21 protein-coding genes are annotated in these 20395 nt (G+C 68.8%); 15 read left to right on the forward strand and 6 right to left on the reverse strand.

Translation table 11 applies throughout. From position 1 onward, the window contains the following. Positions 1–770, reverse strand: a 770-nt coding sequence (locus CS1GBM4_RS21840) for a HAMP domain-containing protein (RefSeq protein ID WP_186420875.1), incomplete at its 3' end; no start/stop codon positions are given. A 231-nt stretch (positions 771–1001) separates the two neighbouring features. Next, positions 1002–3647: a type I DNA topoisomerase gene (topA, locus tag CS1GBM4_RS21845; protein WP_186420876.1), complete on the reverse strand. Its 2646-nt coding sequence runs from the start codon at positions 3645–3647 to the stop codon at positions 1002–1004. Between the two features lie 235 nt (positions 3648–3882). Between topA and CS1GBM4_RS21850 the strand changes: the two genes are divergently transcribed. The 7 genes from CS1GBM4_RS21850 to CS1GBM4_RS21880 all read left to right on the forward strand — a co-directional run bounded on the left by CS1GBM4_RS21850 (position 3883) and on the right by CS1GBM4_RS21880 (position 9350). Then, the gene (locus CS1GBM4_RS21850; RefSeq protein WP_186420877.1) at positions 3883–4827 is read left to right on the forward strand and encodes an aspartate carbamoyltransferase catalytic subunit; all 945 of its coding nucleotides are present in this window, start codon (positions 3883–3885) and stop codon (positions 4825–4827) included. A 5-nt stretch (positions 4828–4832) separates the two neighbouring features. After that, positions 4833–5075 carry a hypothetical protein gene (locus CS1GBM4_RS21855; protein WP_186420878.1) on the forward strand — a complete coding sequence of 81 codons (243 nt, stop codon included), beginning with the start codon at positions 4833–4835 and terminating at the stop codon, positions 5073–5075. Next, positions 5068–6372: a dihydroorotase gene (pyrC, locus tag CS1GBM4_RS21860; protein ID WP_186420879.1), complete on the forward strand. Its 1305-nt coding sequence runs from the start codon at positions 5068–5070 to the stop codon at positions 6370–6372. The genes CS1GBM4_RS21855 and pyrC overlap by 8 nt, the downstream gene beginning before the upstream one ends. A 30-nt stretch (positions 6373–6402) precedes the next feature. Then, positions 6403–7026, forward strand: coding sequence for a glycerol-3-phosphate 1-O-acyltransferase PlsY (gene plsY, locus CS1GBM4_RS21865; RefSeq protein WP_186420880.1), 624 nt, complete (start codon positions 6403–6405; stop codon positions 7024–7026). Beyond that, positions 7027–8241, forward strand: a complete 1215-nt coding sequence (gene dprA, locus CS1GBM4_RS21870) for a DNA-processing protein DprA (protein ID WP_186420881.1) — start codon at positions 7027–7029, stop codon at positions 8239–8241. Positions 8242–8447: 206 nt separating this feature from the next. Further along, the gene (locus tag CS1GBM4_RS21875; protein ID WP_186420882.1) at positions 8448–8864 is read left to right on the forward strand and encodes a hypothetical protein; all 417 of its coding nucleotides are present in this window, start codon (positions 8448–8450) and stop codon (positions 8862–8864) included. Between the two features lie 159 nt (positions 8865–9023). After that, a complete protein-coding gene (locus CS1GBM4_RS21880; RefSeq protein WP_186420883.1) occupies positions 9024–9350 on the forward strand; it encodes a hypothetical protein in 327 nt (108 codons plus the stop codon). On the opposite strand, the gene ruvX is transcribed toward CS1GBM4_RS21880, so the two are convergent. The 3 genes from ruvX to CS1GBM4_RS21895 form a co-directional block, all read right to left on the reverse strand. Then, the gene (gene ruvX, locus CS1GBM4_RS21885; protein WP_186420884.1) at positions 9340–9858 is read right to left on the reverse strand and encodes a Holliday junction resolvase RuvX; all 519 of its coding nucleotides are present in this window, start codon (positions 9856–9858) and stop codon (positions 9340–9342) included. The genes CS1GBM4_RS21880 and ruvX overlap by 11 nt on opposite strands. A gap of 47 nt (positions 9859–9905) precedes the next feature. Further along, positions 9906–10910, reverse strand: a complete 1005-nt coding sequence (locus CS1GBM4_RS21890) for a tripartite tricarboxylate transporter substrate-binding protein (RefSeq protein WP_244607347.1) — start codon at positions 10908–10910, stop codon at positions 9906–9908. A gap of 172 nt (positions 10911–11082) precedes the next feature. Continuing rightward, positions 11083–11841: a GntR family transcriptional regulator gene (locus tag CS1GBM4_RS21895; protein WP_244607348.1), complete on the reverse strand. Its 759-nt coding sequence runs from the start codon at positions 11839–11841 to the stop codon at positions 11083–11085. 99 nt (positions 11842–11940) lie between these two features. On the opposite strand from CS1GBM4_RS21895, the gene CS1GBM4_RS21900 reads away from it, so the two are divergent. The 6 genes from CS1GBM4_RS21900 (at position 11941) to CS1GBM4_RS21925 (ending at position 17221) form a co-directional block, all read left to right on the forward strand. After that, positions 11941–12228, forward strand: coding sequence for a UxaA family hydrolase (locus CS1GBM4_RS21900; RefSeq protein ID WP_186420886.1), 288 nt, complete (start codon positions 11941–11943; stop codon positions 12226–12228). 118 nt (positions 12229–12346) lie between these two features. Continuing rightward, the gene (locus CS1GBM4_RS21905) at positions 12347–13630 is read left to right on the forward strand and encodes a UxaA family hydrolase (protein WP_186420887.1); all 1284 of its coding nucleotides are present in this window, start codon (positions 12347–12349) and stop codon (positions 13628–13630) included. Positions 13631–13666: 36 nt separating this feature from the next. Further along, positions 13667–14254, forward strand: a complete 588-nt coding sequence (locus tag CS1GBM4_RS21910) for a GNAT family N-acetyltransferase (protein WP_244607349.1) — start codon at positions 13667–13669, stop codon at positions 14252–14254. Further along, complete coding sequence (locus tag CS1GBM4_RS21915) at positions 14251–15303, forward strand: putative sulfate exporter family transporter (protein WP_186420888.1); 1053 nt, start codon at positions 14251–14253, stop codon at positions 15301–15303. Before CS1GBM4_RS21910 ends, CS1GBM4_RS21915 begins: the two co-directional genes overlap by 4 nt. Before the next feature lie 23 nt (positions 15304–15326). Then, positions 15327–16259 carry a hydroxyacid dehydrogenase gene (locus CS1GBM4_RS21920; RefSeq protein ID WP_186420889.1) on the forward strand — a complete coding sequence of 311 codons (933 nt, stop codon included), beginning with the start codon at positions 15327–15329 and terminating at the stop codon, positions 16257–16259. Next, positions 16256–17221, forward strand: coding sequence for an Ldh family oxidoreductase (locus CS1GBM4_RS21925; RefSeq protein ID WP_186420890.1), 966 nt, complete (start codon positions 16256–16258; stop codon positions 17219–17221). The genes CS1GBM4_RS21920 and CS1GBM4_RS21925 overlap by 4 nt, the downstream gene beginning before the upstream one ends. Positions 17222–17343: 122 nt before the next feature. Here the strand turns inward: CS1GBM4_RS21925 and ade are convergent, their stop codons facing one another. Continuing rightward, a complete protein-coding gene (gene ade, locus CS1GBM4_RS21930; RefSeq protein ID WP_186420891.1) occupies positions 17344–19044 on the reverse strand; it encodes an adenine deaminase in 1701 nt (566 codons plus the stop codon). Between the two features lie 187 nt (positions 19045–19231). Between ade and CS1GBM4_RS21935 the strand changes: the two genes are divergently transcribed. Then, positions 19232–19630, forward strand: a complete 399-nt coding sequence (locus CS1GBM4_RS21935; protein WP_186420892.1) for a GIY-YIG nuclease family protein — start codon at positions 19232–19234, stop codon at positions 19628–19630. Beyond that, positions 19567–20265, forward strand: a complete 699-nt coding sequence (locus CS1GBM4_RS21940) for a metal-dependent hydrolase (protein WP_186420893.1) — start codon at positions 19567–19569, stop codon at positions 20263–20265. The genes CS1GBM4_RS21935 and CS1GBM4_RS21940 overlap by 64 nt, the downstream gene beginning before the upstream one ends. Positions 20266–20395 lie beyond the last annotated feature (130 nt).

The raw sequence follows: 20395 nt of genomic DNA on the forward strand, positions 1-20395 counted from the left end.
TCGGTGCTCTGGCGCAGAACCGCCACAGCCCGCGCCATCTCGCCGATCTCGTCGCGCCGCCCGGTATGGGGAACCTCGACCTGCGTCTCGCCCGCCGTCAGCCGGCTCATCGTCCCCCCGAGATCGACCAGCGGCCGAATGATCGAGCGGCGCGAGAAGGCCAGCGCGCCCGTGATCGCGCCTCCGAGCACCAGGATGAGCGCGACCGGCAGCCAGGTGCGCACCTGTCCCGAGAAGGCGCTCGCTTCCGCATCGACCTCGTTCGCGCGCGTCTCGTTGAAGCTGCTGAGCGAGGAGAGCTCCTCCTGCAGCGCCGCCCGGTTCTTCTTGCTGGCGTCGCTATTGCCCCAGGCCTCGGCGGCGCGGGCGGATATCTCGCGCACCATGCGGGTCGTCTCGAGCCGGATGCCGACGAATTCGGCGATGAGCCCGCTGATCTTCTCCATGCGGTCGCGCTCTGCGGCGGGAACGAGGTTGGCGAGGTCCTTGCGGCGCTCCTCGACCTTGGTCAGGCCGGCTTCGACCGTCGTCGCTGCGATATTGGCGAAATGCGGGTTGCGGGCGGTGTAGACCAGATAGGAATCGGCCACGACCAGATTGACCGCGGCATTGAGGCGTTCGGCGGCGAGGGCGATGTGATTCTGCTGTGACGAGCGCTCGTTCATCGTGTCGATGCGCATCATCGCCAGCAATGCGCAGCCGAGTGCAACCAAGGCGCCGGCCGCGACGATCGCGATCAGCCCCAGAATCTGGGTCCTGATGGATTTCATGATGTCCCCTCGCAGGCCGCTATTGATTGCGGCGCTGCAACATAGCGAGAGCCCTTGAATCCAGAGTTAATCCGGACCGGTTTCGTCGCGCGTTACGAGCATAGCGAGGTGGCATTCCCGCAGGGCGACTCGCCCCGCGATGGAGAGCCGGAAATGCCGGCCTGCGATGGCGATTCGGAGCCGCCCCTGCGCTGCCGGCCGAGTGCCGGCGCGGCCTGGACGGGCGATGCCCTATTCCTTCGCGGCGGCCTTCCTCGGCGCCGCGGCCTTCGCCTTGGCCTTGCCCTTCGCCGGCGCCTTGGCGGCCGATGCCTTGCCGCTCGGTCTGGACTTGGCCTTGGCGCCGCCGCCCGCCGCGGCCCTGGCGTTGACCAGCTCGATCGCCTGCTCGGGCGTGACGCTCTCCTGCGTCATCGATTTCGGCAGGGTGGCGTTGATCTTGCCCCAGGCGATATAGGGCCCGTAGCGCCCGGCCCTGACCTCCATCTTGCCGCCTTGCGGGTGCTCGCCGAGATCGCGCCCCGGCGTCGCCGCGGCGCCGCCGAAGCGGCGTCCGCCCGCGCCGCTCTCCTTGGCGACGATCAGGTCGATCGCCCGGTTGGCGCCGATGTCGAGCACGTCGTCGCCCTTGTCGAGATTGGCGTAGGTCTTGCCGTGCTGGACGTAAGGCCCGTAGCGGCCGATGCCGGCGAGGATCGGCTCGCCGCTGGTCGGATGCCTCGCCACCTCGCGCGGCAGCGAGAGCAAGGCGAGCGCCCGCTCGAGGCCGAGCGAGGCCGCGCCTTCGCCCTTCGGCAGGCTGGCCCGCTTCGGCTTCTCGCCCTCGCCGAGCTGGACATAGGGCCCGAAGCGGCCGTCGCGGACGCTGACCTCCTGATCGGTGGCCGGGTCCTTGCCGAGAATGCGCACGCCGTTCTGCGTCTGCCCGCCCTCGGCGGAGGCCTCGCCGTCGACGGCGGAGGCGCTGAGCGGCCGGGTGAAGCGGCATTCGGGATAGTTCGAGCAGCCGACGAAGGCGCCGAACTTGCCCAGCTTGAGCGAGAGCGTGCCCGTGCCGCAGACCTGGCAGCGGCGCGGGTCGCCGCCATCGGCCCGCGGCGGGAAGACATGCTCGCCGAGAATGCCGTTCAGCGCTTCCAGGACATCGCCGACGCGCAGCTCCTTGGTCTCGCCGATCGCCCTGGTGAACTCCTCCCAGAACTCGCGCAGCAGCGCCTTCCAGTCGACATCGCCGCTGGAGACCAGGTCGAGCTTCTCCTCGAGGCTCGCCGTGAAGTCGAACTCGACATAGCGCTTGAAGAAGGATTCGAGGAACGCCGTGACCAGCATGCCCTTGTCCTCGGGCACGAGCCGCTTCTTCTCGATGCGGACATATTCCCGGTCGCGCAGGGTCGCGAGCGTCGCGGCATAGGTCGAGGGGCGGCCGATCCCGAGCTCCTCCATGCGCTTGACCAGGCTGGCTTCCGAGAAGCGCGGCGGCGGCTCGGTGAAGTGCTGCTCGGCGGCGATGGCGCGCTTCTCCAGCGGATCGCCGGCCTTCATCGCCGGCAGCTTCCGGGAGTCCTCGTCCTCCTCGTCGTCGCGGCTCTCCTGATAGAGTGTGAGGAAACCGTCGAAGAGCACGACCTGGCCCGTGGCGCGCAGATCGAGATGGCGGGCGCCGACCCGGGCCGCGATATCGACCGTGGTGCGCTCGAGCGCCGCCGATTCCATCTGGCTCGCGATGGTGCGCTTCCAGATCAGCTCGTAGAGCCTGGCCTGCTCGGGTTCGAGATGCCGGGCGACCATGGCCGGCAGGCGCGACAGGTCGGTCGGGCGGATGGCCTCGTGCGCCTCCTGCGCGTTCTTGGCCTTCACCGTATATTTGCGCGGCACGTCGGGCACGTAATTGTCGCCGAACTCCTTGCCGATGACGCGCCGCGCCGCCGCGATCGCCGAGCCGTCCATGTCGACGCCGTCCGTTCGCATATAGGTGATCAGGCCGACCGTCTCGCCGCCGATATCGACGCCTTCGTAGAGCCGCTGCGCCACCTGCATGGTGCGGGCCGGCGCCATACCGAGCTTGCGCGAGGCTTCCTGCTGCAGCGTCGAGGTCTGGAACGGCGGATAGGGATGGCGCTTGACCGGCTTGGCCTCGACCTCGGCGACCGTGAAGGTCGCATCGTCGAGCGCCGCCTTGAAGGCCTCCGCCTCGGCGCCGGTGCCGATATCGAGCCGGGTGATCTTCTTGCCGTCGGCCCCGACCAGCTTGGCGTCGAAGGTCGCGCCGGCCTTTGTCGCGAGCGTCGCGGTGAGCGACCAGTATTCGCGGGCCCGGAAGGCTTCGATCTCGCGCTCGCGGTCGCAGACCAGGCGCAGCGCCACCGATTGCACGCGCCCGGCCGAGCGGGCGCCGGGAAGCTTGCGCCACAGCACCGGCGAGAGCGTGAAGCCGACGAGATAGTCGAGCGCGCGGCGCGCCAGATAGGCATCGACCAGCGCCTGGTCGATCGGACGGGGATTGGCGAGCGCCTTCTGCACGGCGTCCTTGGTCACCGCGTTGAAGGTGACGCGCTCGACCGGAATGCCCTTGAGCACGCGCTTCTGGTTCAGCGCCTCGAGCACGTGCCAGGAAATCGCCTCGCCCTCGCGATCGGGGTCGGTGGCGAGGATGACCTTTTCGGCGTTCTTCGCGGCGCGCGCGATCTCGGCGACCTGCTTGGCGCCGCGGCCCTCGGTCTCCCAGACCATGGCGAAGTCCTTGTCGGGATCGACCGACCCGTCCTTCGCCGGCAGGTCCCGGATATGCCCGAACGAGGCGATGACCTCGTAATCGGAGCCCAGATATTTATTGATCGTCTTGGCCTTGGCCGGCGACTCGACGACGAGGAGCTTCATGGCGCTTCAAATCTCATAGGCGAACATCCGCTCCCAGCCGACGTGCCGATGATCAGCACGCCGACGAGGGGCTCGCGGCAGCCCCAGCGGGCGGTTTCGGATTGCGCGCGAAAGTGGTTCAGCGCGCTGCCGCTGTCAAATGGGGATCGCGGCACAATTGCAACAGTCCTGGCGGGATCGCCGGCCGGACTCGCCTTGCGCCTGCCACGACTCGCCCCTAAACAGCGGTCTTCAAATGACATCGTCCGCACCGCTCTATCCGCACCGCCACCTTCTCGGGATCGAGGGGCTGTCGCATCTGGATATCGAGGCGCTCCTCGAGCGCGCCGAGACCTATGTCGCCCTCTCGCGCCAGATCGAGAAGAAGACGGCGACGCTGCGCGGCCGAACCCAGATCAACCTTTTCTTCGAGCCCTCGACCCGCACACAGGCCTCGTTCGAGCTCGCCGGCAAGCGCCTCGGCGCCGACGTGATGAACATGTCGGTCGGCTCGTCCTCGGTGAAGAAGGGCGAGACGCTGATCGATACCGCCGCGACGCTGAATGCGATGCGGCCCGATATCCTGGTGGTGCGGCATCACGCCGCCGGCGCCGTCGCCCTGCTTGCCCGCAAGGTCGACTGCTCCGTGGTCAATGCCGGCGACGGCGCTCACGAGCATCCGACCCAGGCCTTGCTCGACGCGCTGACGATCCGCCGCAACAAGGGCCGCATCGCCGGGCTCACCGTGGCGATCTGCGGCGACATCCTGCATTCGCGCGTCGCCCGCTCCAACATCATCCTGCTCGGCGCACTCGGCGCCAAGGTGCGGCTGATCGCACCGTCGACCCTGCTGCCGACCGGCGTCGAGCGCATGGGGGTCGAGGTCTTCCACGACATGAAGCAGGGGCTGGAGGGCGCCGACATCGTCATGATGCTGCGCCTGCAGCTCGAGCGGATGAACGGCGCCTTCGTGCCGTCCTCGAAGGAATATTTCCGCTATTTCGGCCTCGACCGCGAGAAGCTGTCGCTGGCGGCTCCGGATGCGCTCGTCATGCATCCCGGCCCGATGAATCGCGGCGTCGAGATCTCGTCCGAAGTCGCCGACGGCGCCCAATCGCTGATCCGCGAGCAGGTCGAGATGGGCGTCGCCGTCCGCATGGCAGTGCTCGATGCGCTCGCGCAGCACCTCCCCAATGGTTGAGCCCGATGGAGCTCTTCCTCGCCTGGCTGCTGCGTCAGATGCGCCGGGCGAGGATCGTCTTCGTCGGCCTCTATCTCCTGGTCGTCGCCGGCTTCGCCTATGCCGAGCCGCGCTCCGCCTGGACCTGGCTGATCGCGCTCATCGGCGCGCTGCTCTGCGTCGGCGTCTGGGGATTGGTCGGGTTCTGGCATCAGGTCTTCATGCAGCGCCGCGCGCGCGGGAACGAGGTCGAGCGTAACGATGGCTGAGAGCAGCGGGCTTGCGATCATCGGCGCGCGTCTGGTCGATCCGGCCTCGGGCCGCGAGGGCGTGGGCAGCGTCCTGGTCCGGGACGGGCTGATCGCCGCAATCCACTGGGGCGGGGATCGCCCGGCTCTGCCGGGGGACGTCGAGGTCGAGGAGGCGGACGGTCTCGTCCTGGCGCCCGGCCTCGTCGATCTGCGCGCCTTCCTCGGCGAGCCCGGCGCCGAGTTCCGGGAGACGCTCGGGACCGGCTCGCAGGCCGCCGCGGCCGGCGGCGTCACCACGGTGATCTGCCGCCCCGACACCGATCCGCCGATCGACGATCCGTCCGTCATCGACTTCATCAGGCGCCGGGCCCGCGACAAGGCGATCGTCAACGTGCTGCCGGCGGCGGCCCTGACCAAGGGGCTCGCCGGCAAGGAGATCACCGAGTTCGGACTGCTGCTCGAGGCCGGGGCGGTCGGCTTCAGCGACGGCGCCAGCGGCGTGCGTAATCCGCAGGTGATGCGCCGCGCCATGATCTATGCCCGCGATTTCGACGCGCTGCTGATGAATCACGTCGAGGACCCCGACCTGCGCGGCGTCGGCGTGATGAACGAGGGCGAGTTCGCCAGCCGCAAGGGCCTGCCCGGCATCCCGCTCGAGGCGGAGACGGTGATGCTCGAGCGCGACATCCGCCTCGCCCGCGCCAGCGGCGCCCGTTATCACGCCGCCATGATCTCCTGCGCGGACTCACTCGATCTGGTCCGCCGCGCCAAGGAGGCGGGGCTCAGGGTCACCTGCGGCGTCTCGATCAACAATCTCTCGCTGAACGAGAACGACGTCGGCGAATACCGCACCTTCTGCAAGGTCTCGCCGCCGCTGCGGCATGAGGACGACCGGCTCGCGCTGATCGAGGCGATCGCCGAGGGGCTGATCGACGTCATCGTCTCCGATCACGATCCTCAGGACGTCGAAACCAAGCGCCAGCCCTTCGCGGAGGCCGCCAATGGCGCGCTCGGGATCGAGACGCTGCTGCCGGCGGCGCTCAGGCTCTACCATGGCGGGCAGGTCGGATTGCCGTTCCTGTTCGCCGCGCTGTCGAGCCGCCCGGCCGACCTGCTCGGCCTCGGTTGCGGCCGCCTCGCGGTCGGCGCGCCGGCCGACCTCGCCTTGATCGACATCGACGCGCCGTTCGTCGTCGACAAGCGCAAGCTCAAATCGCGCGCCAAGAACTCGCCCTTCGACGAGGCCCGGCTGCAGGGGCTGGTGCAGGCGACCTGGGTCGGCGGCATGGTGGTGTATCGCAGCGAAGCCGCGTAAGCTCGTTGCGTGGCGGGCAGGGGAGGTTGCATGGCTGAGACGTTCGGCTGGGCGTATTCGGGCCCGGTGAGCCTTGCCGCCCTCGTCCTCGGCTATCTGCTCGGCTCGATCCCCTTCGGCATCATCCTGACGCGCCTCTCCGGCGGGCCGGATCTGCGCACGATCGGCTCCGGCAACATCGGCGCCACCAACGTCCTGCGCACCGGCAACAAGAAATTGGCCGCGCTGACGCTGGTCGGAGACATGCTGAAGGGCACCGCCGCGGTCCTCATGGCCGGCTGGCTGCTCGGCAGCAAGGGCGCGGCGCTCGCGGCCGGCCTCGGCGCCTTCCTCGGCCATCTCTTTCCGGTCTGGCTGCGCTTCAAGGGCGGCAAGGGCGTCGCGACCTTCCTCGGTATCCTGATCGGCCTCAAGGGCTCGATCGCGCTGATCTTCGCCGCGATCTGGATCAGCATCGCCTATCTGACCAGGTATTCCTCGCTTTCGGCCCTGGTCGCGAGCCTGCTCACCCCGCTTCTGCTCTGGTTCTGGGTCCGCGACGTGCAGATGGCCGGCCTGATGGCGGTCCTCGCAGTGCTGCTCTGGTTCATGCATCGCGAGAACATCGCCAGGCTGCTGACCGGCCGGGAAGGCAAGATCGGGCAGAAGGGCTGAATGCCGATGGCCGGTTTCGCGCTCGACGACCGGCAGCGACTCGACTGGCTCCGCCTGATCCGCAGCGAGAGCGTCGGCCCGCGGACGTTCCGCATGCTGGTCAATCGCTGCGGCGGCGTCGCGGAGGCGCTCGACGCCCTGCCCGACATCGCCCGCCAGGCCGGGCGAACGCTCAGATTGTGCACGGCCGCCGAGGCGGAGCGGGAGCTCGAAGCGCTGCGCCGGCGCGGCGCCCATCTGATCGCGCTGGGCGAGCCGGTCTATCCCGTCCCGCTGCAGGCGATCGATTCGGCGCCGCCGCTGATCGCGGTCGAGGGCGATCCGGGCGTGCTGAACCGCCCATGCGTCGCGCTGGTCGGCTCGCGCAACGCCTCGGCGGCGGGGCTGAAGTTCACGGCGACGCTGGCCCGCGAACTGGGCGAGGCCGGCTTCGTCGTGGTGTCCGGCCTGGCGCGCGGCATCGACACAGCCGCTCATCAGGCGAGCCTGGAGAGCGGCACGGTCGCGGTGCTGGCGGGCGGTCTCGACGAGGTCTCCCCGCCGCAGAACATCGCCTTGCTGGAGCGCATCCGCGCGCGTGGTGCCGGGGTGAGCGAGATGCCGCTCGGCTGGGTGCCGCGCGGGCGCGACTTTCCGCGCCGCAACCGGCTGGTTTCCGGCCTGGCGCTCGGAACCGTGGTGGTCGAGGCCGCCCGCAAGTCGGGGTCGCTGATCACCGCCCGCTTCGCCAACGAGCAGGGCCGCCAGGTCTTTGCCGTCCCCGGTTCGCCGCTCGACCCGCGTGCGGAAGGCGGCAATCATCTGATCCGAGAGGGCGCGATCCTCTGTGCCGAGACCGCCCATGTCGTCGACGCGCTCGCGCCGATGCTCCGGCGGCCCGACCTGTTCCGCCCAGCTCCGATGCTGGCGTGCGAAGACGGCGATCCGCCGCGCGGGCGGCAGGCGCTCTGGGACGAACTCGACCTGCCGGAGGTGCCGCCGCCTCCGAAAGCCGATCTGCAGGACGGCGAAGCCGGGCAGCCGGAGGCGCTTCCAGGCGATGACGCCCCGCGCGCCAGCCTGCTCGACCTGATCGGCGCGACGCCGCTGCCGCTCGACGATCTCGTGCGCGCCAGCGGCAGGAGCGTGCGCGAGGTCAGCCGCCTCGTCCTCGAACTCGAGCTCGAAGGCGTCGTGCAGCGCCACGCCGGCGGCGCCCTGTCGCGCCGCCCCTGAAGATCCGACGGAGCGAGCGCATCCAGCGATCTGTCGGCCAGAGCTAAGCGCCTGTAATCGTTCGCTGTCTCGAGCGGGAGAGGAACTCTTTCCCTGCTCATGCGTTCCAGACCGGTCGCAATTTGGCCGCGATCGGTTCAGGCCCAGTTCAAGCGCGGCGGGCTAGATCGGGCGTCAAGGCGGTCCTCCGCCGACAGGAGAATGTCATGTCAGATCTCGGAAAGAGCCGGCTTCTCGTGACGCTCGCCGTCACCGGCAGCATTCTGGCGGCAGGCCTGGCGCCTGCGACGGCAGGCGAGGGCCGTCCGATCGGCTTCGACAAGAGCCGCCTCGACGCCGCGCAGGCCGACTATACGCAGTATTACCGGCGCGGCTGGCGCAGCAATCGCGGAGCAGCGGTCGCGGCCGGTGTCGGCCTCGGCCTCCTTGGCGCCGCCGCGATTGCGGCGAGCCGTCCCGCCTATGCCGAGCCTGTCTATGGTTACGACTACGATTACGGCTACGCCCCGCGCTATGTCTACGAGGAGCCGGTCTATGTCGCGCCGCGCCGCTATTACGCGCCGCGCTACTACGGCTACTATCCCGACAACATTCGGGACCCGGCAGGCGGCAGCTACCGCTGAAGCTTGCCCGGGCATTTAGCCTTAATTCATTCTGAACGCCTGCCGTCTAGGCTTTCAGGGCTGCTGCCGTCGAACGATGGCAGCGGCCCTTTTCGTGGCCTGCGGCAGCGATCGACCCCGATTCCGGGGCCGTCGCGTTGCCGACCCTGGAGAAAGACGATGATGCCCTCGTTCAAGACGCTGCTGTCCGGCTGCGGTGCGGCCGCCCTGGCGGTGTTCTGTTCCGGCGCCGCAATGGCCCAGTATTATTACGATGACGGCTATGGCCGGCGCAGCGGCTATGACCGGGGCTATGATCGCGGCTACGACCAGGGCCGGCGCGACCGCGGCTATCGTGGCGATTATGGCTATGGCGGCGGCTACGGTGGCGGCTATGGCCGCGGCAATCCGGTCAACCGCATGACCATCGAGGAACAGAAGCAGGCGCTCAAGAATCACCGCGACGCGCAGAAGAAGGCGATCAAGCGCGGCTACGTCATTCCCTGACCGGCCCGGGAAAGTCTTCCTCGCGGTCGCTCGCATCCGAGCCAAGGCGCGCGAGCCGGTCGAGCGCGCCTTGCAGGATATAGGCGGCCGCCATCTTGTCGACGACGGCGGCGCGCCGGGCCCGGGAGGCATCGGCGTCCAGCAAGGTGCGCGTGACGGCGAGCGTCGACATCCGCTCGTCCCAGAACACGATCGGCAAAGCCGTCAGCGGCGCGAGGTTGCGCACGAAGGCGCGGGTCGACTGCGCGCGCGGGCCCTCGCTGCCGTCCATGTTGAGCGGCAGGCCGATGACGAGCCCGGCGATGGCGTGCAGGTCGGCGATCTTCAGCAGCGCCGCGGCATCCTGCCTGAACTTGACGCGCTGGATGGTCTGGAGCGGCGTCGCGATCCGGCGCTCGACGTCGGAGAGGGCGAGGCCGATCGTCTTGGTGCCGAGATCGAGCCCGAGCAGGCGAGCCCGCTCGGGCAGGGCGAGGAACTGGTCGAGGGTGACGAGATTGCCTGTCATCCTGGGCCGGTAGCACGGGCCGCCCGTGCAGGCGAGCGGCCCGCGGCTCAGTTGACGGTTTGCGGCGTCAGGCCGGCGGCCTTCAGAGCCGTCCCCCATTTCGCGACCTCGGCCGCGAAGCGCCTGGCGTGGGCCTCCCGGGTCCAGTCGGCTGGCGGGAAGGCGCTGGTGCCGACCGCCTTGAAGCGCTCGAGCACGGCAGGGTCCTTCAGCGCCGCCTGCAAGGCGCCGTTGAGCTTGTCGAGCGCTGCGGCAGGCGTTCCCTTCGGAGCGTAGAGGCCGTGCCAGATCGTCATGTCGATCTCAGTCCCGGCCTCGCGCGAGGTCGGGACGTTCGGAAGCACGCCGAGCCGCTCCGGCGAGGTCACGGCATAGGCGCGGATCTTGTCCGACAGGATCTGCGGCACCGCCGTGGTCGACTGGTCGCAGAGCACGTCGACCTGGCCGCCGACGAGATCGTTCATCGCCGGCCCGGTGCCGCGATAGGCGACCTGCGGGAATTTCGCCCCGAGCGCCTGCGAGATCAGGACGGCGCACAGATGCGCGTTCGAGCCGACGCCGGCATGGGCGACGGTGAGCTTCTCGGCCTGCTGCTTCGCATAGGAGAAGAAGGCCTTGCCGTCGACCGGCGGCAAGGCGAGCTTGCCGGCGATCACCATCGGGCCGGTGTTGACCAGGCCGACCGGGGCGAAGGCGGTCTGCGTCTCGTAGCCGAGATTGCTGTAGAGCGCCGGCGCCGCCGCCAGCGCCAGATGGTGGATCAGCAGCGTGTAGCCGTCGGGCGTCGCCGTGACGAGCCGCTTGGCACCGGCGGTCCCGCCGGCGCCGGCGATGTTCTCGACCACGATCTGCTGGCCGAGCGTACGGCCCATATGCTCGCCGAGCAGGCGCGCGATCACGTCGCTCGGCCCGCCGGCTGCGAAGGGAACGATCAGCGTGACCGGTTTGCTCGGAAAGCCCTGTGCCAGGGCCGGTGGGCCGAATCCCAGCAGGAACAATCCGGCCAGGGCGCCGCGGCGCGTCGTGAGGAACCTGCGAAAATGCATGATCATTCGTGTCCTCCGGTATGGCGCCGCTCTGCGTCGGCTTGGTCGAAATCCTCGGTCTTCAATCCTCGTCTCTGGCCGCTCGTTTCGAGCGAAACATTGGAAATGTCGGGCAACAGCCTGCCTGCACGTCGGATTCGGCGATCGGCCGAAACGGGGTGCGCGCAGGCGAGGGGGGTCAGCGAAGGTCGGACAGGTAGTGGACCTCCTCGGTCAGGCACAGGCTGAGCCTGCGTTCGACGGGGTTTCCGTCGAGCGAAAGGGCGATGCGGTCGATCTGCAATGCCGGCTCACCCGCCGCCACGCCGAGCGCGGCGGCGTCGTCGGGCCCCAGCGCCACCGCCTTCAGTCGCTCGCGGGCATTGGCGACGGTGATGCCGTAACGGCCGGCATAGAGCGCATAGAGATTGTTCGGAATCGGCCCCTGCGACAGGTCGGGGAACAGCTGTTCGGGCAGGCTCAGCGTCTCGACGATCAGCGGCGCGCCGTCGAACGAGCGCAGCCGCCGGATGCGAACGACCGTGGCGCCCTCGGCGAGGTCGAGCGCTGCGCGCTCCGCCTCGTCGGCGGAACCGGTCGTCACCGAGAGGACGACGCTGTCGGGAAAGCGCGGTTCGCCGCGGTCGGGCGCCAGCTTGAAGAACTGGAACAGGATGCGGCGTTCGTCATGCTCGGCGACGAAGGTGCCGCGGCCCTGGCGCCGCACCACGAGGTTCTCGGCGGCGAGCTCGTCGAGCGCCTTGCGGACCGTCCCCTGGCTGACCCCGATCTCGGCGGCGAGCTGTCCCTCGCTCGGCAGCGCTGCTCCCGGCGCCCAGACCCCGTCGACCAGCCTGCGCACGAAGATCGCCTTCACCTGACGATAGAGCGGCCGGAAACCGAGCGTTTCGGGCGTGTCCGGCTCGCGCGGCGGCTTTGCGATTTCGAGCTTGTGCACACTCATATGTCTTATATAAGACTTGGCGCCAGCCACGTCGAGCCCGATTTCGCGAGCGGCGCGCCGTGGAGATCACCGGGAACGGTCAGGGAGCCCGCCATGAGCAAGCCGCATCTGCTGGTGCACGAGAAGAAGGACACGGTCGGCGTCGTCGTCGTCGAGGGGCTGAAGGCCGGCACCGACATGCTCGGCGTCGTCACTCACGACAATTCCGACTTCCGCCTGACCGCCAAGATGGACATCCCGATCGGCCACAAGGTCGCGCTCAGGGACATCAAGAAGGGCGACACGATCTGGAAATACGGCCAGGACGTCGGCAAGGCGACCGCCGATATCGGCAAGGGCGAGCATCTCCACGTCCACAATGTCAGGACCAAGCGCTGGTGAGCGCCGGAGGCCGTACGGACCGGGTCGAAGCAACCCGGCCGGATCCGGCTCCAACCTTCCTCCATCCCGACTTCGAGGCTCCCTCCAGGGTCGAGCCGCCAACCTCCAGGAAACCGTGATGTCCTCCATCGTCGCCAATTTCGACCTCGCCAAAGGCAAGCTCGCCCGGGTGAAGGGCCGCAAGATCGAGGCGCCCGAATTCAAGGCGCCCATCGTCAGGCGCCCGACCGGCCGCAGCCTCGATTCCTTCACGGGCTGGCGCCGCGAGAACGGCCGCGTCGGCGTGCGCAACCATGTACTGCTGCTGCCGCTCGACGATCTCTCCAACGCCGCCTGCGAGGCCGTCGCCAACAACATCAAGGGCACGCTCGCGATCCCGCATGCCTATGGCCGCCTGCAGTTCGGCGAGGATCTCGACCTGCATTTCCGCACGCTGATCGGCACGGGCTCGAATCCCAATGTCGCTGCCGTCGTCGTCATCGGCATCGAGGACGGCTGGACGAAGCGCGTCGTGGACGGCATCGCCGGCACGGGCAAGCCGGTGGTCGGCTTCGGCATCGAGGGGCATGGCGACATCGCCACCATCGCCAGGGCCTCCTATGTCGCCAAGGAGTTCGTGCAATGGGCGAGCGAGCTGCCGCGGGTGAAATGCGGCATCGAGGAGCTCTGGGTCTCGACCAAATGCGGTGAGTCGGACACCACGACCGGCCTGTCCTCCTGCCCGACGGTCGGCAACATGTACGACAAGTGGATTCCGCGCGGCATCTACGGCGTCTTCGGCGAGACCTCGGAGATCACCGGGGCCGAGCATCTGTGCAAGGCCCGCGCGGCGACGCCCGAACTCGGCGAGCGCTGGTACAAGATGTGGAAGGCCTACCAGGACGAGGTCATCGAGGCGCACAAGACCGACGACCTCTCCGATTCGCAGCCGACCAAGGGCAATATCGCCGGCGGCCTGACCACGATCGAGGAGAAGGCGCTCGGCAATCTCGAGAAGATCGGCCGCGAGTGCAGGTTCATCGACATCCTCGCGCCGGCGGAGACGCCCGCGAGCGGGCCGGGCCTGTATTACATGGACACCTCCTCGGCGGCGGCGGAGTGCGTGACATTGATGGCCGCCGGCGGCTATGTCGTGCACACCTTTCCGACCGGGCAGGGCAACGTCATCGGCAACCCGATCGTTCCGGTCATCAAGATCAGCGGCAATCCGAAGACCATCCGCACCATGCCGGAGCATATCGATCTCGACGTCTCCGGCATCCTGCGCCGCGACCTGACCATTCCCCAGGCGGGCGATGCGCTGATCGAGACCATCGTGCGTACGGCGAATGGCCGCCTGACGGCTTCCGAGGCGCTCGGCCATCGCGAATTCTCGATGACCAAGCTATATCGCAGCGCCTGAGGCGCACGGCCTCCGGACGCGACGGAGCGGGACAGGGTGTCGGACGGGATCGTTTCACTGCATGCGCCGGGGCGGGAGGTGCTGCCCGCCTATATCCGGGCGCTGGAGGCGGGCTGGTCCCCCAACACCGTCCGCAACGTCGCGCCCGAGCAGCTCGCGGCGATCGCGGCCGATCCCGACGCCTTCCTCGCCAGGCTGAACGGGCGCGGCGGCACGATCCGCCTGCACGACGGCAGCGAGGTCGCGCGCCTGCCCGACATCATCCGCTGGATCGTCGCCACGGACCGGCCCGAGCCGTGCTTCGTCGGCCATATCAACCTGCGCTGGCAGGAGGACGAGGCCGGCAGGCCGGTGACCGCCCTGCCGGTGCATGTGCTCGGCCATATCGGCTACACCGTCCTGCCGGAGCATTCCGGGCGCGGCTACGCCAGCGCGGCGCTCGCGGGCATGCTCTCGGAGGCGCGCGCCGTCGGCCTGCCATATGTCAGCATCACCTGCGACAGCGCCAATGCGGCCTCGCGGCGGATCATCGAGAAGAATGGCGGGCGCTTCGTCGAGAGCTTCGTCGCGCCGTTCTACGGGCCCGAGGAACGGCTTATGTACCGGATCGATCTGACGTCATGACCGAAGCAGCCGCCTTGCGCCTGACCAGAGGGCTCGGCCCGCTGCTGCCGGGCATCGCGCTGTCGACCGCGGTGGCGCTCGCCTCCGTCCTGGCCGAGCCTGTGCTGAAGCAGCTCGCCGGCGGGCGCGTCGGCATCCCCGCCGTGGTCATCGCCCTGGTGATCGGCATGGTGCTGCACCCGCTCGCGAACACGACGCGCTTCGCCTCGGGCATGACCTTCTGCGTCAAGAAGCTGCTGCGCTGGGCGATCGCGCTGCTCGGCCTGCGCGTCGCGCTCGGGGATATCGTCGCGCTCGGCCTGAGCACAGCGCTGCTCGTCATCCTCTCGATGGCGGCGACTGTCGTCACCGGCTTCGCTCTGGCACGCCTGCTCGGCCGCGAGCCGGGCGTCGGAGCGCTCGGCGGCGTCGCCACCGCGGTCTGCGGCGCCTCGGCCGCGCTCGCAACCGCGACCGTCGTCCCCGACTATCGCGACAAGGCCGCCGACACCGCCTTCACCGTGATCGCCATGAACGTGCTCGCGACGGTCGCGATGCTGGCCTATCCGCTGCTCTGCGCCTGGCTCGGCCTCTCGCAGCAGCAGACGGGGGTGATGCTGGGCGCCACCATCCACGACGTCGCACAGGTCGTCGGCGCCGGCCAGGCCGTTTCCGACGAGGCGGCGAACGCGGCGGTGATCGTCAAGCTGTTCCGGGTCTTCCTGCTGCTGCCCTCGGTGCTGATCGTCGGCTGGTGGCTGACGCGCCATGGCGGCGAGCACGGCCAGGCGAAGGTGCCCGTCCCGGTCTTCGCCTTCGTCTTCCTGATCATGTGCCTGGTGAACAGCGTGCTCGCCACGCAGCCGGCGCTGGCCGGCTTCTACCAGCCGCTGCGCGGCGTCTTGCTCGAAGCCTCGCGCTGGGGCTTGCTGATCGCGATCGCGGCGCTCGGCCTCGGCACCTCGATCGCGGCGATGGCGCGGCTCGGCTGGCGGCACCTCGCCGTGGTCACCGGCACGAGCCTCGTCATCCTCGTCGTCGCCACGAGCGGGCTCCTCCTGCTCGGTTGACCGAACCCACGGCGGATCTTGCCATGACCGACATCGTCATTACGGAATTCATGGACGAGGCGGCGGTGGCGGCACTGAAGGCCCGCTACAGCGTGCATCACGATCCGGAGCTGTTCGGCAGGCCGGACGAGCTGGCGCGGCTGGTGGCGGACATCCCGGCCCTGATCGTGCGCAACCAGACGCAGCTCCGCGGCGCCGTTCTGGCCGCGGCGAAGAAGCTCCAGGTCGTCGGCCGCCTCGGCGTCGGGCTCGACAATATCGACATGGAGGCCTGTGCCGCGCGCGGCATCCAGGTCTTCCCCGCGACCGGCGCCAACAGCCTCTCCGTGGTCGAATACGTGATCGGCACGGCGATGGCGCTGCTGCGCGGAGCCTATTTCGCCAATGCGGCGATGCTCGCCGGGGAGTTTCCCAAGACGAAGCTGATCGGCCGCGAGATCGCCGGCAAGCGCATCGGGCTCGTCGGCTTCGGCGCGATCGCGCGTGACCTGGCGCGGCACGCCCGGGCGCTCGGCATGACGGTCGCGGCCTACGACCCCTACGTGCCGGCCGAGGCGCCGGTCTGGCATGGTATCGAGAGGCTCGACCTCGACCCGCTGCTCTCGACCTCGGACGTGATCTCGATCCATCTGCCGCTGACGCCGGAGACGCGCGGGCTGATCGGCGAGGCCGCCTTCGCCAGGATGAAGCCCGACGCCATCCTGATCAACGCGGCCCGCGGCGGCATCATGGACGAGGCGGCGCTGGTCGCGGCGTTGAAGGGCGGGCGCCTCGGCGGCGCGGCGCTCGACGTCTTCGAGCAGGAGCCGCTGAAGTCCGATGGCGCAAAACTCTTCGCCGGCACGCCCAACCTGATCCTGACGCCGCATATCGCCGGAAATACCGTGGAATCGAACGGCCGCGTCTCCGGCCTCGTCGCCGAGCGGGTGATGGCGGCGCTGGAGGGGCGGGCATGACCCGGCTGTCGCTCGAGCAGGCCGAGCAGAAGGTCGCCGACCTCTTCATCGCCGCCGGCGCCTCGCCCGCCAACGCCGCCTCGGTCGCGCTGGCGCTCGTCATGGCCGAGGCGGACGGGCTGAAGGGCCATGGCCTCTCGCGCGTCCCGACCTATCTCTCCATGCTGCGTGCCGGCAAGATCGATGGCCTTGCCGTGCCGATCGCGCGCCAGCCCAGGCCCGGCGTGCTCGCGATCGACGCCGCCCATGGCTTCGCCTACCCGGCCATCGACCTCGCTGTGATCGAACTGCCCGAGATCGCCCGCAGCCAGGGCATCGCCGCCGCGCCGATCCGCCGCTCGAACCATTGCGGCGCCGCCGGCCTGCATGTCGAGCGGCTGGCGGAGCAGGGGCTGGTGGCGTTGCTCTTCGCCAACACGCCGGGAGCGATCGCGCCCTGGGGCGGCGCCAGGCCGGTCTTCGGCACCAATCCGATCGCCTTCGCCGCGCCGCTGCCGGGCCGCGAGCCGCTGGTGATCGACATGGCCCTGTCCAAGGTCGCGCGCGGACCGATCGTCGCCGCCAGGCAGAAGGGCGAGACGATCCCGGAAGGCTGGGCGCTCGACGCCGCCGGCCATCCGACCACCGATCCGGCCGCCGCGCTCGCCGGCACCATGGTGCCGCTCGGCGACGCCAAGGGCGCGACGCTCGCCATGATGGTCGAGATTCTCGCGGCCGCGCTGGTCGGCACGCATTTCGCCTTCCAGGCCTCGTCCTTCCTCGACGACCAGGGCGGCCCGCCCGACACCGGCCAGCTCATCCTCGCCATCGATCCGGCGGGCATGGGCGGCAACTGGTTCAGCGAGCGCATGAGGACCCTGGCGGGCGCCATCGAGGAGCAGCCCGGCACGCGGCTGCCCGGCATGCGGCGCTATGCCCTGCGGGCCAGGGCGCGGGCCGAGGGGATCGCGGTCGATCTCTGAGAGAGCACGTCATGCTCGGGCTCGACCCGAGCATCTCAGGCCAAAGAAGGCTCCGGTCAGCGCCTTCTGGTCATGAGATTCTCGGATCTGCGCTTCGCTTCGCCCGAGAATGACGACGAGGCTCAAACGAAGTCGAATCGGTCAACGTCGACAAGGCCTTTGTCGGTGATCTTCAGATGCGGGATCACCGGCAGCGTCAGGAAGGCGACCTGCAGGAAGGGCTCGGCCAGCACGACGCCGAGCGCTTTGGCCGCCGCGCGCAGAGCCTCCAGGCCGTGCCGCACCGTCTCGAAGGGCTGATCGCTCATCAGCCCGGCGACCGGGAGGGCGAGATCGGCCGTCACCTCGCCGCCATCGGCCACCGCGAAACCGCCGCCGGTCTCGATCAGCCGATTGGCCGCCGCCGCCATCGAGGCCTCGTCGACGCCGACGACGCAGAGATTGTGGCTGTCATGGCCGACCGAGGAGGCGATGGCGCCATGCTTCATGCCGAAGCCATGGACGAAGCCGCCGGCGATGCCGCCGCTGCGGCCATGGCGCTCGATCACCGTGACCCTGACCGCATCCCGCCCGAGATCGGGCAGGGCGAGGCCGTCGCGCTGCGGCAGCCGCATGGCGAGACGCTCGGTGATGATCCGGCCCGGCACGACCCCGATCACCGGGGTCTCGCCGTCGCGGGCCCGCACCGCGAAATCCTCGGGGCCGAGCTGCCGGCTGTGGACGCTGCCGAGGCCTACGGGCGGCACGGTCTTCCTGTCGGCGAACAGCGCGTCCTCGACCAGCCGTCCGCCGGCGAAGACCCGCCTGACCCGGCAAGCGGCGAGGTCATCGACCAGCACGATGTCGGCGCGCTTGCCGGGACCGATGAAGCCGCGATCGAACAGGCCGAAATTCCGCGCCGCCGAGAGGCTGGCGATACGATAGGCGGCGAGCATGTCGGCGCCGCGCGCGATCGCGGTGCGGATCATGTGGTCGAGATGGCCTTCCTCGGCGATGTCGAGCGGATTGCGGTCGTCGGTGCAGAAGGCGAGAAAGGGCGAGGCATCGCGGCTGATCAGCGGGATCAGCGCATGCAGATCCTTGGAGACGGAGCCCTCGCGGATCAGGATCGCCATGCCCTTGGCGAGCTTTTCGCGGGCCTCCTCGGCGGTCGTCGTCTCGTGGTCGGTGCGGATGCCGGCGGAAAGATAGCCGTTGAGGTCATGCCCGCGCACCAGCGGCGCATGGCCGTCGATATGCCGCCGCGAGAAGGCTTCCAGCTTGGCGAGGCAGCCGGGGTCGCGATGGAGGACGCCTGGGAAGTTCATGAACTCGGCGAGCCCGATTACCTTGGCATGGTCCATGAACGGGGTGAGGTCGGCCGCTTCCAGCGCCGCGCCCGCCGTCTCCAGATGCGTCGCCGGCACGCAACTGGAGAGCTGCACGCGCAGGTCCATGCGCATGACCTCGGCGCAGTCGAGGAAATAGCGGATGCCCTCGGCGCCGAGCACGTTGGCGATCTCGTGCGGATCGCAGATCGCGGTGGTGACGCCGTGCGGCAGCACGCAGCGCTCGAATTCGAGCGGCGTGACCAGCGAGGATTCGACGTGCAGATGCGTGTCGATGAAGCCGGGGACCGCGATCAGCCCGGTCGCGTCGAAGCTCTTCTTGCCTTCGTAGCGGCCATGGGTGCCGACGATGCAGTCGCCGCAGAGAGCGATATCGGTCGCAACGAGATCGCCCGAGACGAGGTCGAGCATCTGCCCGCCGCGGATGACGAGATCGGCAGGCTCGTCGCCGCGCCCCTGGGCGATCCTGCGGGCGAGGGTGGCTGCGTCGGTCATCGAAAAACTCCTCGATCAGAAGAGACTGGTCGTCCCGGGCGACCGCAGGGAGACCCGGGACCCATGCCTGAACACTGATCCAGTTGCGATCGGCGCTGTGACGGTCAGGCCAATCTCGCTATCATCAGGCATGGGTCCCGGGTCTGCGCGGCTGTGCCGCTTCGCCCGGGACGACTAGGGTAGGGTTATGTGGCTCTACATTCTCGCGAGTCAGAAGAATGGCACATTGTATGTCGGCGTGACGAACTCTCTGTCGAAGCGCGTCGACGAACATCGCGACGGTCGCGGTTCTGAATTCGCCCGGCGTTATCGCGTCATGCGGCTCGTCTACGCGGAGGCTTTCGCCGATCCGAGTGAAGCCATCGCTCACGAAAAGCGCATGAAGCATTGGCGCCGCGCTTGGAAAATCGCCCTGATCGAACGCGCCAATCCCAATTGGAACGACCTCTACCGACCACCCATCTCGATTGAGCCGGCCAGCCCGGCTATACCGTGCCGGCGCAGCCTGTCACGGAGACCATCATGCAGCTCACCTGGTTCGGCCATTCGGCTTTTCGGCTCGACCTGCCCGGCGCCTCGGTCCTGATCGATCCGTTCTTCACCGGCAACCCGGCCTTCGAGGGCGATGCCGCGGCAGCCGCCAGGGGCGTCAGCCATATCGTCGTGACCCATGGCCATGGCGACCATGTCGGCGACTCGCTCGCCATCGCGGCGGCGAACGACGCCACCGTGATCACCAATTACGATCTGTGCATGCACCTCGCCTCCAAGGGGCTGAAGGCGTTCCAGCCGATGAACACCGGCGGCACCGTCGATCTCGGCGCCTTCTCCGTGACGCTCACCCGGGCCGACCATTCCGCCGGCATGGGCGAGGCGGGCGTGACCGTTCCGGTCGGCAGCGCCAATGGCGCGATCGTCAAGGCTCGCGGCGAGAAGACGCTCTGGCACATGGGCGACACCGACATCTTCTCCGACATGGCGCTGCTCGCGGAAATCCACGGCGTCGAGATCTGCATCTGCCCGATCGGCGACCGCTTCACGATGAGCGCGAAGACGGCGGCGCTGGCGATGACCCGCTTCGTCAAGCCGAAGATCGCGATTCCGAGCCATTACGGCTCCTTCCCGATCATCGCCAAGGATGCTGGCGCCTTCGTCGAGGGGCTGAAGGGCAGCGGCATCGAGGCCCTGGTGCCGGAGAAGGGCAGGGCGGTGACGATCTGAGCGCGCCCCCTCGTTGCGAGGAGCACAGCGACGACGCAATCCAGGAAGGTTCGACAATCCTCCCGGATTGCTTCGCTTCGCTCGCAACGACGCACGCAGATCAATAAACGCTTACTTACTTTCCTTGTGC

The organism is Allobosea sp. CS1GBMeth4, assembly GCF_900185715.1.
Classification (GTDB): Bacteria; Pseudomonadota; Alphaproteobacteria; order Rhizobiales; family Beijerinckiaceae; genus Allobosea.

What these genes read in the sequence shown, in the direction of transcription:
- topA (WP_186420876.1), bottom strand. Translation starts at nt 3,647, where the DNA reads ATGAAGCTCCTCGTCGTCGAGTCGCCGGCCAAGGCCAAGACGATCAAT.
- CS1GBM4_RS21850 (WP_186420877.1), top strand. Translation starts at nt 3,883, where the DNA reads ATGACATCGTCCGCACCGCTCTATCCGCACCGCCACCTTCTCGGGATC.
- CS1GBM4_RS21855 (WP_186420878.1), top strand. Translation starts at nt 4,833, where the DNA reads ATGGAGCTCTTCCTCGCCTGGCTGCTGCGTCAGATGCGCCGGGCGAGG.
- pyrC (WP_186420879.1), top strand. Translation starts at nt 5,068, where the DNA reads ATGGCTGAGAGCAGCGGGCTTGCGATCATCGGCGCGCGTCTGGTCGAT.
- plsY (WP_186420880.1), top strand. Translation starts at nt 6,403, where the DNA reads ATGGCTGAGACGTTCGGCTGGGCGTATTCGGGCCCGGTGAGCCTTGCC.
- dprA (WP_186420881.1), top strand. Translation starts at nt 7,027, where the DNA reads ATGCCGATGGCCGGTTTCGCGCTCGACGACCGGCAGCGACTCGACTGG.
- CS1GBM4_RS21875 (WP_186420882.1), top strand. Translation starts at nt 8,448, where the DNA reads ATGTCAGATCTCGGAAAGAGCCGGCTTCTCGTGACGCTCGCCGTCACC.
- CS1GBM4_RS21880 (WP_186420883.1), top strand. Translation starts at nt 9,024, where the DNA reads ATGATGCCCTCGTTCAAGACGCTGCTGTCCGGCTGCGGTGCGGCCGCC.
- ruvX (WP_186420884.1), bottom strand. Translation starts at nt 9,858, where the DNA reads ATGACAGGCAATCTCGTCACCCTCGACCAGTTCCTCGCCCTGCCCGAG.
- CS1GBM4_RS21890 (WP_244607347.1), bottom strand. Translation starts at nt 10,910, where the DNA reads ATGATCATGCATTTTCGCAGGTTCCTCACGACGCGCCGCGGCGCCCTG.
- CS1GBM4_RS21900 (WP_186420886.1), top strand. Translation starts at nt 11,941, where the DNA reads ATGAGCAAGCCGCATCTGCTGGTGCACGAGAAGAAGGACACGGTCGGC.
- CS1GBM4_RS21905 (WP_186420887.1), top strand. Translation starts at nt 12,347, where the DNA reads ATGTCCTCCATCGTCGCCAATTTCGACCTCGCCAAAGGCAAGCTCGCC.
- CS1GBM4_RS21915 (WP_186420888.1), top strand. Translation starts at nt 14,251, where the DNA reads ATGACCGAAGCAGCCGCCTTGCGCCTGACCAGAGGGCTCGGCCCGCTG.
- CS1GBM4_RS21920 (WP_186420889.1), top strand. Translation starts at nt 15,327, where the DNA reads ATGACCGACATCGTCATTACGGAATTCATGGACGAGGCGGCGGTGGCG.
- CS1GBM4_RS21925 (WP_186420890.1), top strand. Translation starts at nt 16,256, where the DNA reads ATGACCCGGCTGTCGCTCGAGCAGGCCGAGCAGAAGGTCGCCGACCTC.
- ade (WP_186420891.1), bottom strand. Translation starts at nt 19,044, where the DNA reads ATGACCGACGCAGCCACCCTCGCCCGCAGGATCGCCCAGGGGCGCGGC.
- CS1GBM4_RS21935 (WP_186420892.1), top strand. Translation starts at nt 19,232, where the DNA reads ATGTGGCTCTACATTCTCGCGAGTCAGAAGAATGGCACATTGTATGTC.
- CS1GBM4_RS21940 (WP_186420893.1), top strand. Translation starts at nt 19,567, where the DNA reads ATGCAGCTCACCTGGTTCGGCCATTCGGCTTTTCGGCTCGACCTGCCC.